At 65.2% G+C, this 13,347-nt stretch carries 11 protein-coding genes; 10 read left to right on the forward strand and 1 reads right to left on the reverse strand.

What is annotated here, in order from left to right; all coding sequences use genetic code 11:
• Positions 1 to 229 precede the first annotated feature (229 nt).
• The 9 genes from AC1ROK_RS10965 (at position 230) to AC1ROK_RS11005 (ending at position 10,955) form a co-directional block, all read left to right on the forward strand.
• On the forward strand, positions 230 to 2,572 hold the full coding sequence (locus tag AC1ROK_RS10965) for a family 78 glycoside hydrolase catalytic domain (protein WP_492847379.1): 2,343 nt from the start codon (positions 230 to 232) through the stop codon (positions 2,570 to 2,572).
• A gap of 86 nt (positions 2,573 to 2,658) precedes the next feature.
• Positions 2,659 to 3,945 (forward strand): ABC transporter substrate-binding protein, encoded by a 1,287-nt coding sequence (locus AC1ROK_RS10970; protein ID WP_492847381.1) that lies wholly within the window; start codon positions 2,659 to 2,661, stop codon positions 3,943 to 3,945.
• 112 nt (positions 3,946 to 4,057) lie between these two features.
• Positions 4,058 to 4,939 (forward strand): carbohydrate ABC transporter permease, encoded by an 882-nt coding sequence (locus tag AC1ROK_RS10975; RefSeq protein ID WP_197421198.1) that lies wholly within the window; start codon positions 4,058 to 4,060, stop codon positions 4,937 to 4,939.
• Positions 4,936 to 5,763 (forward strand): carbohydrate ABC transporter permease, encoded by an 828-nt coding sequence (locus AC1ROK_RS10980; RefSeq protein WP_492846730.1) that lies wholly within the window; start codon positions 4,936 to 4,938, stop codon positions 5,761 to 5,763. The genes AC1ROK_RS10975 and AC1ROK_RS10980 overlap by 4 nt, the downstream gene beginning before the upstream one ends.
• A 164-nt stretch (positions 5,764 to 5,927) precedes the next feature.
• Positions 5,928 to 7,343 carry an MFS transporter gene (locus tag AC1ROK_RS10985; RefSeq protein WP_492846732.1) on the forward strand — a complete coding sequence of 472 codons (1,416 nt, stop codon included), beginning with the start codon at positions 5,928 to 5,930 and terminating at the stop codon, positions 7,341 to 7,343.
• Positions 7,344 to 7,461: 118 nt separating this feature from the next.
• Entirely contained in the window at positions 7,462 to 7,824 is a 363-nt protein-coding gene (locus AC1ROK_RS10990) for a hypothetical protein (protein WP_492846734.1), read from the forward strand.
• A gap of 119 nt (positions 7,825 to 7,943) precedes the next feature.
• Positions 7,944 to 9,071, forward strand: a complete 1,128-nt coding sequence (locus AC1ROK_RS10995; protein ID WP_492846736.1) for an NADH:flavin oxidoreductase/NADH oxidase — start codon at positions 7,944 to 7,946, stop codon at positions 9,069 to 9,071.
• A gap of 72 nt (positions 9,072 to 9,143) precedes the next feature.
• Positions 9,144 to 10,280: a helix-turn-helix transcriptional regulator gene (locus tag AC1ROK_RS11000; RefSeq protein ID WP_492846739.1), complete on the forward strand. Its 1,137-nt coding sequence runs from the start codon at positions 9,144 to 9,146 to the stop codon at positions 10,278 to 10,280.
• Between the two features lie 246 nt (positions 10,281 to 10,526).
• Complete coding sequence (locus AC1ROK_RS11005) at positions 10,527 to 10,955, forward strand: hypothetical protein (RefSeq protein WP_492846741.1); 429 nt, start codon at positions 10,527 to 10,529, stop codon at positions 10,953 to 10,955.
• Between the two features lie 211 nt (positions 10,956 to 11,166).
• Here AC1ROK_RS11005 and AC1ROK_RS11010 read toward each other — a convergent pair whose 3' ends face one another.
• On the reverse strand, positions 11,167 to 12,375 hold the full coding sequence (locus tag AC1ROK_RS11010; protein ID WP_492846743.1) for a multidrug effflux MFS transporter: 1,209 nt from the start codon (positions 12,373 to 12,375) through the stop codon (positions 11,167 to 11,169).
• Positions 12,376 to 12,577: 202 nt separating this feature from the next.
• On the opposite strand from AC1ROK_RS11010, the gene AC1ROK_RS11015 reads away from it, so the two are divergent.
• The gene (locus AC1ROK_RS11015; RefSeq protein ID WP_492846745.1) at positions 12,578 to 13,276 is read left to right on the forward strand and encodes a TetR/AcrR family transcriptional regulator; all 699 of its coding nucleotides are present in this window, start codon (positions 12,578 to 12,580) and stop codon (positions 13,274 to 13,276) included.
• The last annotated feature ends 71 nt before the right edge of the window (positions 13,277 to 13,347 follow it).

Raw genomic sequence — 13,347 nt, forward strand, 5'->3', positions numbered from 1 at the left:
CCCGAACCGCCCCCCTTCTAGCAACCCGCTTTCCACAACACAACGTGAGCGATTTTGGCGGTTCTTGAGGGCATTTGGCGGCCCATGCGTCGATTTGGTGGTTCTTGCGCGAATCCTGCTTGAACTGGTCGTGTAGAACGGTATACGTAGAACGTGACACGACGACGGCAGCCGCAGGCGCCGAACGGACCGCAACAGGTCCCTGGGAGGATCAAAAGTGAACGAGACGATGCTCATCCGGGCAGGTGAAGCCGTATCCAGCCATGGTGCCTGGGTCGCCGAAATGATCCACCCAAGCGTCGATCAGGGCGTCGGCACCCAGTCGTCGTTCCTGCGCAAGACCTTCAACCTCTCCTCCCGCGGCGGGGCCGCAACGCTCAGGATCAGCGCTCTCGGCCTCTACCGTGCGTTCATCAACGGCAAGCGCGTGGGCGACGACCTGCTGACCCCGGGTTGGACCAGCTACTGGGACCGCCTCAGCTTCCAGACTTACGATGTCAGCACCCTGCTCAAGGACGGCGACAACACCATCGACATCTGGCTGGGCGACGGCTGGTACCGCTCGCGGATGATGTGGCCGCGCAACCAGCTGTTCAACACCTGGGGCGACAAGATCGGCGCCATCGCCGAACTGCGCGGCGCCAATGGCGAGCTCATCGTCGGCACCGACGGCACCTGGCAGAGCGGCCTCGCACCGGTGATGAAGTCCGGCATCTACTATGGCGAAAATTACGATGCCCGGGCCGAGAATGCGCCGGTGAGCGGCGGCGCCAGCGTGCTCGGCGGGTTCGACAAGTCGACGCTGCTGCCGGCCGAGACGGCCGGCGTGCACGAACTGCCGGCCCTGCCCGTGGTCAAATCCTTTGCCGACGCTCAGGGGCGCACGGTCTACGATTTCGGCCAGAACGCCGGTGGCTACGTCGCCTTCACCGTCGAAGGCGAGGCCGGCGCCAAGGTCATCGTCGAGCATGCCGAACTCACCAACCACCTCGGCGAGTTCGATCGCGAAAGCATGCGCTCGGCCGAGGCTCGCGTCGAATATGTGCTGAAAGGCGGCGCGCCGGAAAGCTATCGTCCGACTTTCAGCTTCTTCGGCTTCCGCTTCGCCCGCGTCGCCATCGAGGGCAAGGCGACGATCACCAAGATCGAGATGATCCCGATCAGCTCGGCGGTCACCCGCACAGCGAATTTCAGCTCGGCCAATCCGCTGGTCAACCGGCTGGTCGAGAACACCGTCTGGTCGCAGCGCTCCAACTTCATCGAGGTGCCGACCGATTGCCCGCAGCGCGATGAGCGGCTGGGCTGGACCGGCGATGCGCAGGTGTTCGCCCCCACCGCCTGCTACCTGCACGAAAGCCACGGCATGCTGGTGAAGTATGTCCGCGATCTGATCGCCGACCAGCGGCCGGATGGCGCCATCCCACATGTGGTGCCGGATCCGACGCGCAACCATGAGGACGTGGTGCCGGGCTTTTATGGCTCGACCGGCTGGGGCGATGCGATCGCCGTCATCCCGTGGACGCTCTACAACCACTATGGCGACCGCGCGATCCTCGAGGAAGCGCTGCCGGCGATGGTCAAGTGGAACGACTTCGTCTGGTCGATCAGCGATGGCCCGATCGTCCGCCCGCCGGCCGGCTGGGGCGGGCGCGGCTTCACCTTCGGCGACTGGCTGCAGCCGCAGGGGGATTTCGCCAAGCCCTACCCGACCATCGGCGACGACGCCGCGGCGACGATCTACCTCTACATTTCCTCACACCTCGCCGCCAAAGCGGCCGAGGTGGTCGGCGACCAGGCACAGGCGAAGCGCCTCAACGACCGCGCCGCCGAAGTGAAGAAGGCCTTCCAGCGCGAGTTCATGACCGCCGCCGGCCGTATCGGCTACAACGACCAGACCTCCTATGCGCTGGGCTTTTTGTGGGACCTGATCCCGCCCGAGCACTACGAGGCGGCCAAGGGCTACTTCAAGGAGACGGTGGCGCGCGCCCATGGCCGGATCGGCACCGGCTTCATCGGCACTCCGGCGCTGCTGCCGGCGCTGGTGAAGATCGGCGAGGCCGAGCTCGCCGGCTCGGTGTTCCTGCAGGAAGGACTGCCCGGCTGGCTGTTCCAGGTGAAGATGGGCGCCACGACGATCTGGGAGCGCTGGAACGCCCTCAACGAGGACGGCGTGGCGTTCGACCCGCAGATGAACAGCTACAACCACTATGCTTATGGCGCAGTGTGCCAGTGGCTGCTCGAAGGCGTCGCGGGCTTCCGCCCCGATCCGGCCCTGCCGGCGTTCAAGCACATCTTCTTCGAGCCGACGATCATCCCGGCGCTGTCGCCGGTCGCCGCCAACCATGACTCGGCCGCCGGCCGGATCGAGGCGGGCTGGAAGGTCGATGGCGGCAAGGTGACCTACAATCTCACGGTGCCCGAGGGCGCGAGCGGCACGCTCGTCCTCGCCGCCGACTACACCGAAGCCAGCGTCGACGGCATCGCCGTCAGCGAACGTGGCACGGACGGAAAAGCGCGCAGCCTGCTGGCGCCCGGAAAGCACAAGGTGACGTTCCGGATCAGCAAGCCCTGACGGCGGAGGAGCCCGAGGGACAGAGGAAAACTGCAACCGGCCGCCGGAGGACCATGGCGGCCACAAGGGAGGAACTATCAATGCTGATGCGCAAACTGACGCGTGCGGCGCTGGCAACCACCGGCATCGTCGTGATCATGGCGGGCGCCGCGAGCGCCCAGGACAAGGTCAAGCTGACCTTCCTGTTCGACAATGCGCCGTCGACGGTCGCCATGGCCGAGGCGCTCGCCGCCGCCTTCGAGGCCAAGAACCCCAATATCGACATCGAGACCGAGAGCCGTCCGGGCGGCGCCGATGGCGACAACCTGATCAAGACCCGTCTCGCCACCGGCGAGATGAGCGACGTGTTTCTCTACAATGCCGGCTCGCTGTTCCAGGCGATCAACCCGGTGCAGAACCTCGTCGATGTCACCGATGAGCCGTTCCAGGCCAACGTGATCGACAGCTTCAAGGCCACCGTCACCGGTACCGATGGCCGCGTCTATGGCGCACCGATCGGCACCGCGATGGGCGGCGGCATGCTCTACAACATCCCGATCTACAAGGAGCTGGGCCTCTCCGTGCCGAAGTCATGGGCGGAGTTCATGGCCAACAACGAGAAGATCAAGGCGGCCGGCAAGACCGCGGTGATCCAGACGTTCGGCGAGACCTGGACCAGCCAGCTGTTCGTGCTTGGCGATTTCTACAACGTGCAGGCGGCGGTTCCGACCTTCGCCGCCGACTATACCGCCGGCAAGGCCAAGTACGCCTCGACGCCTGCCGCCATGAAGGGTTTTGAGCGCCAGGAAGAGGTGTTCAAGGCCGGCTACCTCAACGAGGACTTCGCCGCGGCCACCTTCCCCGACGGCGTCACCAAGATCGCCACCGGTGAAGGCGCGCACTACCCGATGCTGTCGTTCGCCGTCTCCAACATCAAGGAACTGGCGCCCGAGCACATCAATGATGTCGGCTTCTTCGCCATTCCCGGCGACGACGCGGCCAGCAATGGCCTAACCACCTGGATGCCGGCCGGCCTCTACATCCCCAAGACCTCGAAGCACCCGGCAGAGGCCAAGGCGTTCGTCGCCTTCGTCGCCTCGATCGAGGGCTGCGACATCCAGACCCAGTCGGCCGGCGCGACCGGTCCCTACCTGGTGAAGGGCTGCACCCTGCCGGCCGACGTGCCGCCGGTGGTCTCCGACCTGCTGCCCTACTTCCAGGAGGGCGGCCACAGCGCCCCTGCCCTTGAGTACCTGTCGCCGATCAAGGGCCCGGCGCTCGAGCAGATCACCGTGGAAGTCGGTTCGGGCATCCGTTCGGCCGCTGACGGCGCCGCGCTCTACGACGAAGACGTCAAGAAGCAGGCCCAGCAGCTCGGCCTGCCCGGCTGGTAATAGCGCCATCTGCGTGTGAAACTCGGCGTCCGGCCTCACCGGTCGGACGCCAACACCTTGGACTTGGAGGAGGACAGGTATGGCAGTTGCGGTCGCTGAGGGCTCGGTGCCCATTGCAAACCCGCGCCGCAAGTCGCGCACGGCGGGGCTCTATCCGAGCTGGTTCTACCTTCCGGCGGCCATCATCTTTGCCGTACTGTTCATGCTGCCCACCTTCGCCTCGCTGTTCTTCAGCCTGACCCGGTGGACCCTGCAAAAGGCCGACTTTATCGGGCTCGAGAATTTCGCCCAGTTCTTCCGCGAGCCGTTCCTGTTCCAGGGCCTCGTCAACACGCTGATCTACGGCGTCGTCACCTCGGGGCTCAAGGTGGTGCTCGGCATGCTGCTGGCGCTGCTGCTCACCTCCGACATCTTCGGCCGCGGGTACCTGCGCGCCGTGGTGTTCTTCCCGGTGCTGGTCTCGACCGTCGGCGTCGGCATCACCTTCACGGCCATGATGCATCCGACCCAGGGGCTGATCAACGAGACGCTGGCTTCGATCGGCATCAAGGGGCCGGGCTGGCTCACCGATCCGCGCTTCGCGCTCTACTCGGTTGCACTGGTTGATGTGTGGAAGGGTGTCGGCCTCGCCACGGTGATCTACATCGCCGGCATCGTCTCGATCCCGCTCGAATATTACGAAGCCGCCAAAATCGACGGCGCCACCCCGTGGCAGCGCTTCTGGACCGTGACCCTGCCGCTGGTCCACCCGGCCACCGCGACCGTGATCATCCTCAGCTTCATCGGGGGCTTGCGCTCCTTCGACATGATCTGGGCGATGACCAAGGGCGGCCCCGGCTTCACCTCCGACGTTATCGCCTCGGTGATCTACAAGCAGTACCAGGCCGGCTTCTATGGCCTCTCCACCGCCGGCAATGTCGTGCTGTTCATCATGGTCGCACTGATCATCGTGCCGCTCTCCATGCTGCTCAATCGCCAGGAGACCGACCGGTGAGACACGCCCAGCGCTACATTCTCGGCGGCATCGCGATCGCCGCGTCGATCGTGGTTTTCCTCGTGCCGTTCGCCTTCATCGTCCTGACCGCGGTCAAGGACCGGCGTCAGGCGGCAACCCGCTCGTTCGACTGGCCAACCAGCTGGCACTTCTGGGACAACCTGATGGAGGTGCTCAGGACGCAGGACTACATGCTGGTCACGGCGTTCATCAACTCGATCATCCTCACCGTGGTGAGCGTCACGCTCCTCGTGGTGTTCGGCGCCATGGTCGGCTTCGTGCTGCAACGCCGGCCGTCGCGCTGGACGCCGATCGTCAATTTCCTGGTGCTGGCCGGGCTGATCATCCCGCCGGCGGTGGTGCCGACAATCTGGGTGCTGCAATCGGTCGGCATGTTCAAGACCATGCACGGCATGATCCTGATCGAGGTGGCCTATGGGCTGAGCTTCACGATCCTGCTGTTCCGCGCCTTCGTTGCGACCATCCCGCGCGAGCTCGATGAGGCGGCGATCATCGACGGCGCCGGGCCGCTGCGGCTGTTCTTCCAGGTGGTGCTGCCGCTGCTCAAACCCGTGGTGGTGACGGTGATCGTGGTGCAGTCGGTCGCCATCTTCAACGATTTTACCAACCCGCTCTACTACCTGCCGGGCAAGCAGAACGTCACGGTGCAGCTGACGCTGTTCAACTTCCAGGGGCAGTTCAACACCTCGCTGCACCTGCTCTTCATGAACATCCTCCTGATCACCATCCCGCCGCTGATCGTCTACCTGTTCTTCAACCGCCAGATCGTGGCGGGGATGACGGCGGGTGCGGTGAAGGGGTAGTGCGTCACTGAGAGAGACGGCCCCCTCCCGGGGCCGTCTCCGTCAGTTGGGCTGATGTGCACCGCCGCCACGTCGCTCGAAAATCCTCCGCCTCATCCTATTCGCCGATAGGCGCGGCCAGCGAATGATGTATTGGTACCATACTAGTCATTTGCATCCTCGCCATGTCCACACCGCTCAGCCCACACGCCCGCAACGTCGCCCTCGTGGTCGCCGCCACGCTGTTCATGCAGTTCCTGGACGGGGTGATCATCGTCACCGCCCTGCCCCGCATGGCGCTCGATTTCAACGTCGGGACGCTCGAGATGAGCCTCGGCGTCACCATCTACATGCTGGCGGTGGCGGTGTGCATTCCCGCCGCCGCCTGGCTTTCCGACCGCTTCGGAGCACGGCGTGTCTTTGTCGTGGCGATTGCGCTGTTCACGCTGACCTCCATCGCGTGCGGCATGGCGCAAGATCTCGGCCAGTTCGCCGTCGCCCGCGCGCTGCAGGGCGCCAGCAGCTCAGTGCTGTTCCCGGTCGGCCGCATCATCGTGCTGCGCACCGCGCAGAAGTCGGAGATCGTTCCGGCTATCGGCCTCACCATCTGGCCGGCGCTGTTCGCCCCGGTGCTTGGCCCGGCGCTTGGCGGGTTCATCACCGAGTACATTTCCTGGCATTGGAACTTCTGGATCAACATCCCGCTGGGCATCATCGGCATGGCACTGGTGCTGGCGATCGTGCCGAAGGACACCGAGTTTGCGGAGCGCCCGTTCGATGGCATCGGGTTCGTCTTGACCGCGATCACGCTGGGCTGCCTGCTCTACGGTTTTGATGCGCTGGTGCAGGGCGGGCTGCCGGTGTGGCAGTCGGTGCTGCTGATCGCCATCGGATTTGCCGTGGGCACGGCTGCGGTGATCTGGCTGCTGCGCGCCGCTCACCCGCTGATCGATCTGAGGACGCTCGGCATCCGCACCTTTGCCGCCACCGACGCCAAGGCCGGCGCGATCTTGAGAACGGCGATCAACGCCACGCCGTTCCTGCTGCCGCTGATGTTCCAGGTCGCCTATGGCATGGATGCGCTGAGCGCCGGCGGGCTGGTGGTGATCTACTTCTTCGGCAATCTCGCCATCAAGGCGGTGACCACTCCGACGCTGCGCCGCTTCGGCTTCCGCAGCATCCTGACGGTCAATGGCGTGCTGGCCGGCATCTCCGTCGCGGCTTGTGGCCTGCTCGGGCCACAGACGCCATACCTGCTGACGGCTGCCGTGCTGTTCATTGCCGGCGCCACCCGCTCGATGCAGTTCACCGCGCTGGCGACGCTGGCCTTCGCCGATGTGGATGCCAAGCAGCGCAGTTCCGCCACCACCATCTCGAGCATGTCGCAACAGCTTTCGATGGTGTTCGGCGTCGCCGTTGCCGCCGGTTGCCTCAACCTCAGCCAGATGTGGCGCGGCGCACCGACGCTCGGGGTGATCGACTTCCAGATCGCCTACCTCTTCATGGGCCTGATCATCATCGTCTGTGCGCTGCAGTTGCTGACGCTCGAGCGAAACGCCGGCGCTGAAGTATCGGGCCATCAGAAACCGCAAGCCGCCTGACCTTTCCCTCCCCTGCCCGAACGCCGCAAGCAGACCAATTGACTGCCCTCGTTGCTCTGCTAGCAATTGTCTGGGGGGAAACGGTGCGGCACGTCCCCTCGTCATTTTGGGGGGCAAGATGAATTCTGTATTTCGCACTGCCGCATCGGCAGCATGCCTAATGTTGCTGACCGGCTGCAGCGGCGACGCATGGATCACCGGCGGCGAGTTGATCCGCCCGGGTGAGCCCACCGGCACGATCACCGTGGTCAACGGCACCAGCCGGGTGATCGATGTCGTCCTGATCTCGGAGTGCGGCGCCTCGACCTACGGACTCGACCGGCTGCCCGACACCGTCGCCCTCGGGTCCGGGCAGAGCTACAGCTTCACCGTTTCGGCCGGCTGCTGGGATGTCGACGCGGGCTCGGTCGGCTATGGCGAGGCCCGCCAGCGCCTCAGCGTCGCGGCAAACGGCATTACCGAGTATACGATCACCGACTAACGCCTTCGGCAAAGCACAGCCTTGGCGTGCTCAACGCAATCACTTCATCGGCACTTGCCGATGGATGGTGAGCGGTGCATGGTGCTGCCGACTCCAACCCAGTGCAGCAAACCTCCCATATGTCCCAGCTTTTCTCGCCGTTCACACTGCGTGGCCTGACCATGCGCAATCGCACGGTCATCGCGCCGATGTGCCAGTATTCAGCCCAGCACGGCCTCGCCAACGATTGGCACTTCGTGCATCTGGGCCGCTTCGCGCTCGGCGGCTTCGGCCTCGTCATCCTCGAGGCAACCGGTGTCAGCCCCGAGGCCCGCATCTCCTACGGCGACCTGGGCCTGTGGAATGACGAGCAGATCGCACCGCTCAAGCACATTGTGGAGTTTCTCAAGGCCGAAGGCGCTGCGACCGGGATCCAGCTCGGCCATGCCGGCCGCAAGGCGGCAACGCCGATCGCCTGGCGCCGCGGCTTCGATGAAACCGAGGCCGACAAGCGCGACTATGCCTACGAGACCTGGGTGCCCGAGGCCCCCAGCGCCGAACGCCATTCCGACAATCCCAGCTTCCAGATGCCGGTGGCGCTCGACAAGGCCGGCATTCAGCGGGTCGTGCAGAGCTTCGCCGATGCCGCCCGCCGCGCCGACCAGGCGGGCTTCGATACAGTCGAGATCCATGGCGCACATGGCTACCTGATCAGCCAGTTCCTTTCGCCGCTCGCCAACCACCGCACCGATGAATATGGCGGCAGCCGCGAGAACCGGATGCGCTTCCCGCTCGAGGTGACAGAGGCGGTGCGCGCCGCCTGGCCGGCGGACAAGCCGCTGATCGTGCGGCTGTCGGTGACCGATGGCAGCCCGGGCGGCTGGGGCGTCGAGGACTCAATCGTCTTGTCGCAAGAATTGCGGGCGCTGGGCGTCGACATGATCCATTGCTCGTCGGGCGGCTTCGACGGCTACGCGCTGAAGGCGGCGCCGCTCTACCAGGTGGAGCTGTCCAAGGCGGTGCGAGCCGCCGGTATCCCCACCATCGCAGTCGGTCTCATCGACGACGCGCACGATGCCGAGCGTATCCTTGCCGAAGGCGAAGCCGATCTCGTCGCCTTCGCGCGCACCGCGCTCGAAGATCCGAATTGGGCCGTGCACGCCCGTCACACCCTCGAAGGCGGCGGCGATGCCTACCAGTTGTGGCCCAAGCAGGCCCGCGGCCGCATCCGCGACCGCGATCGCGCGCTGGGAATTCGCCAGTCATAATACGACTCTTGCCAAACGCTCCCAGCTCGACCTAAGGTCGCGGCGCCGGGGGCGTCCAGGCGGAATACCACAGTGAACGAGTCTGAGGCCCTCTCCGGGCTGGTCGGCCAGATCTACGACGCAGCCATCGATCCGGGCTTCTGGCCCGCTGCCTTGCGGGAAACAGCGCGGTTTGTCGGCGGCTGTTCGGCGGCCATCTACAGCAAGGACCCCACCAGCCGTTCGGGCGGCGTGCTCTATGACGACGGTGGCCTGTCGCTGGCTTATCGCACGGCCTACTTCGAGCGCTACGTGCAGCTCGACCCGGCGACGACGCGGCACTTCTTCACCGAGATCGGCGAGTTGGTCGCTACCATCGACATCATGCCGCATGCCGAGTTCCAGCAGTCACGCTTCTATCGCGAGTGGGTGCAGCCGCAGCAGTTGGTGGATTTCGTCAGCACCGTGCTCGACCGCTCCGGCACCTCGGCCTCGATGTTCGGGGTGTTCCGCCACGAGCGCGACGGCATCGTCGATGAGGCGACGCGCCACCGCATGCAACTGGTCGTGCCGCATATTCGCCGCGCGGCGCTGATCGGCCGGGCGCTGGAGCAGCACTCGGCGCGCGCCGAGGTGCTGGCGAGCTCGCTCGACACCATCCGCGCCGGCATGTTCCTCGTCGGCGCCAACGGCGTGCTGGTTCATGCCAACGCCGCAGGCCACGCCCTGCTCGCACCGGGCGGGCCGCTGCGGGTTGCCGCCGGCCGGCTGGTCACCACCGATGCCGCACTGGAACAGTGCCTCCGCGACGCGGCCTCGTTCGACGAGGGGGGCGACGCACTGCTCGGCGAGCGCGGCATCGCCCTGCCTCTCGCCGGCCATGGCGGGGAGGCACTGGTCGCCCATGTGCTGCCGCTGAGCTCGGGCTTTCGCCGCCAGGTTCGCACCAGCACCGCCGCGGTGGCCGCACTGTTCGTGCAGCGCGCCGAACTGCACATCGAGACGGCGCCCGAAGCGCTGATCCGTGCCTATGGACTGACGCCGGCCGAGTTGCGGGTGCTGCTTGCCATCGTCGAGATCGGCGGCGCGCCGGAGGTCGCCGAGGCGCTTGGTATCAGCGAAACGACGGTGAAGTTTCATCTGCGCCGGCTGTACGAAAAGACCGGCAGCCGTCGGCACGCCGACCTGGTGAAGCTGTTCGCCGGTTTCACCAGCCTCGCCAGCGCGTGATGCCCCTGTCCGATCGGAGGGCGAATGCGACGCCGAGATCGGTAACATCGACCTCAGGGGGCCGCCCCGAGGGATCGAGTAGCAGCCCCCACCCGCGTTGCTTCTCGATACGGCCGGTGAGCCCCACGCTCATCGGCCGTTCATTTTCCCACGCTAATGATCCGATTTCCGTCGCAATCGCCATGCCTCCTTGCATGCCGACTGCGCCGCACCCATCTTCGGATCACCACGGGAGTTAGACGCCGAATGACCAGCAAAGCCGCTCTCTTCGCCTTGCTCGCCATGTGGGGCGTTGGCTCCACTACCTGCCTTCCGGCCTTCGCCGAGGATACCCCGACCGAGTCCGCCGCCGACGCCAAGACCAGCAAGGCCGGCCTCGTCGACCGGGTCTGGACCAAGGCCGATGGCGACCTGCCCGGCGTGATGAAGATCTTCCTCTCCGACGGCACGCTGGTGCAGGATTCCTGCTGGGAAACTCACCGTCTCTCGGCCTGGGAGCTCACCTCGGACACCGCGCTGAAGTGGAACGAGGACGGCATGGACATCAATGCCGACATCGTCTCCTTGACCGACGCCGAGCTGGTGCTGAGCCTCAAGCTCGGCAGCGACGCGGTCGAGGAGAAATACGTGACGGCGACCGTGCCGTACGTGTGCCCGGATATGCCGAAGAGCTAAGCTGACTGATAGAGACGACCCCCTCCCATCCTCCCCCATAAAGGGGGAGGTGCCGCGCTGGCGCGTTTGGCACCATCCAGCCACAGCCTCGGATCTTCACCTCCCCCTTCACGGGGGAGGCCGGGAGGGGGCCGTCTGCTTCAGTCGTCTCCCCCAAAAGAAAAGGCGCGGAAGTTTCCTCCCGCGCCAGTCTCCCTGCATGGGATAGCTGTTATTCCGCCGGTGCGCCGACCACCGGGGTGACCGTGGTGCGGATGGTCAGCTGGGTCAGGATGAAGGCGAGGATGGCGCAGATGGCGAAGCCGAGCACCATCGGGATGGCGGTGCCATCGTGGAAGGCTCCGACGATCCCCATCACCACGGCGCCCATCACCATCTGCAGCGTCCCCATCAGGGCCGATGCGGTGCCGGCGAACTCGCCATGCTCTTCCATCGCCAGGACGCCAGTGGTCGGCAGCACCAGGCCGAGGAAGCCGAAAGCGATGAACATCAGGCCCGAAAGCACCCACATGCTGTCGATGCCGGCGACGAAGATGCCGGCCAGGAGCGCCATCGAGAGCGCAAAGCCGGTCACCGCCGTGCGCACCACGCGCTGCAGGCCGAAGCGCTTCACCATGAAGCCGGTGGACTGCGACACCGCAAAGAACGAGATCGCGTTGACCGAGAAGGCGAGGCTGTATTCGGTCGGCGTCAGCCCGTAATGCTCGATGAACACGAAGCTCGAGTTGCCGATAAAGGCCATGAAGGCTGACATGCCGAAGGCGCCGATGAAGGTCAGCCCGAGGAAGTTCCAGTCCTTCAGCAGCATGCCGTAGCCGCGGATGGCGCTGCCGATGGTCGAATCGGTGCGCTGGTGCTTGGGACGCGTCTCTTTGAGCGCGACGATCGACAGGATCAGGCCGAACACGCCCACCGCGCCCATCACCCAGAACAGCAGCCGCCAGTCGCCGAAGGCAATGACGACGCTGCCGGCGAGCGGAGCGAGAATCGGGGAGATCGAGAACACCAGCATGATGAGGCTGAACAGCTGTGCTGCCTCGGCGCCGGTATATTCGTCACGCACGATGGCGCGCGGCAGCGACATTGCCGCGCAACCACCGATACCCTGGATGAAACGCGAAACGATCAGCCACTCGACCGAAGGCGCCACGGCGCAGCCGATCGAGCCGGCGATGAAGACCAGCGTGCCGATATAGAGCGGCGGCTTGCGGCCGACCATGTCGCTGATCGGACCATAGATCAGCTGTCCCACGGCAAAGGCGGCCATGAAGGACATCAGGCTGAGCTGCACCGACGCGTCGGTGACGCCCAGTTGCCCGCCGATTTCCGGCAGAGCCGGCAGATACATGTCGATGGCGACGGGGCCGATCACCGACAACAGGCCAAGCACGATGGCCATACGAATGAGTTTGGCGTTCATAGCAGTAAATCCCAACACTGCTGGTGTGACTGATAGGCGAGCAGGCCGTCCGGCAACGAGCGTCGGACAGAGTTTGGCCGCGCGCGGATCACCCCCGCGCGTCGTTTGCCTCCCTCGCCGGTGTACCCGGTTCAGCTGCCGCTTGAATGACACGCGAGTCCACAAAATTGGACACTAGTGTCAAAGTGACTTTTGGACACTCTTGTCCAATTCGTCAAGTGCTATTATCATCCTCGCCATGGAGATCAGCCACGACCTCGTTCGCAGCCCTGCCATGCAGCGGGGGAACTACAACAAGCGATGCGCCATCATCAGCGCCGCCACGGCAGTGTTCGTGCGCGACGGCTATGTCGGCGCCAGCATCGACGCGATCGCCGAAGAGGCGAACGTCTCGCGCCAGACGATCTACAACCAGATCGGCGACAAGGAGAAACTGTTCGTCGAGGTGGTGCGGGGAATCAACGAGCAGGGCAGCGCCCGGCTGGTCGCCGTTCTCGCGACCTTCCCCGACGAGCCCGAAAACATCGGGCGCGAACTGGTCGAGTTTGCCATCCGGCTGACCCGCGATTGCCTGTGCGACGACAACTCGCGCGCCCTGCGCAAGCTGATCGAGAACGAGGGCAGCCGCTATCCCGAGCTGTTCGAGACCTGGAAGGACTATGGTCCAGGCAAGAACTGGCCAGCCATCTCGTCGCGCTTCGCCCGCCTCGCCCGCGCCGGCGACATCGATCTCGACGACCCTGACCTCGCCGCCCGCCAGTTCATGGCGCTGATCCGAGCGGACCTGCCGAATGAACCAGGTCAACTGGTGAACGATACGGAACTTGAGCAGGCCGCGCGCAATGGGGTTCGCACGTTCCTTCGTGCCTACGGCAAGCGCGACGCTGCCCTGACGCTCTAGGCCTGCTGTAACCCGCCAGCCACACTGTTCTTCCTGATCGCACGTGCCCCGGTTGCCGGGGCCGAGAGGTC

The organism is Devosia sp. GW821-FHT12F11 (assembly GCF_058806655.1).

Excerpts from the sequence above, each read along its gene's own strand:
- AC1ROK_RS11005 (WP_492846741.1), top strand. The coding sequence starts at position 10,527 with ATGACCAGCAAAGCCGCTCTCTTCGCCTTGCTCGCCATGTGGGGCGTT.
- AC1ROK_RS10965 (WP_492847379.1), top strand. The coding sequence starts at position 230 with ATGCTCATCCGGGCAGGTGAAGCCGTATCCAGCCATGGTGCCTGGGTC.
- AC1ROK_RS10985 (WP_492846732.1), top strand. The coding sequence starts at position 5,928 with ATGTCCACACCGCTCAGCCCACACGCCCGCAACGTCGCCCTCGTGGTC.
- AC1ROK_RS10970 (WP_492847381.1), top strand. The coding sequence starts at position 2,659 with ATGCGCAAACTGACGCGTGCGGCGCTGGCAACCACCGGCATCGTCGTG.
- AC1ROK_RS11010 (WP_492846743.1), bottom strand. The coding sequence starts at position 12,375 with ATGAACGCCAAACTCATTCGTATGGCCATCGTGCTTGGCCTGTTGTCG.
- AC1ROK_RS10995 (WP_492846736.1), top strand. The coding sequence starts at position 7,944 with ATGTCCCAGCTTTTCTCGCCGTTCACACTGCGTGGCCTGACCATGCGC.
- AC1ROK_RS10990 (WP_492846734.1), top strand. The coding sequence starts at position 7,462 with ATGAATTCTGTATTTCGCACTGCCGCATCGGCAGCATGCCTAATGTTG.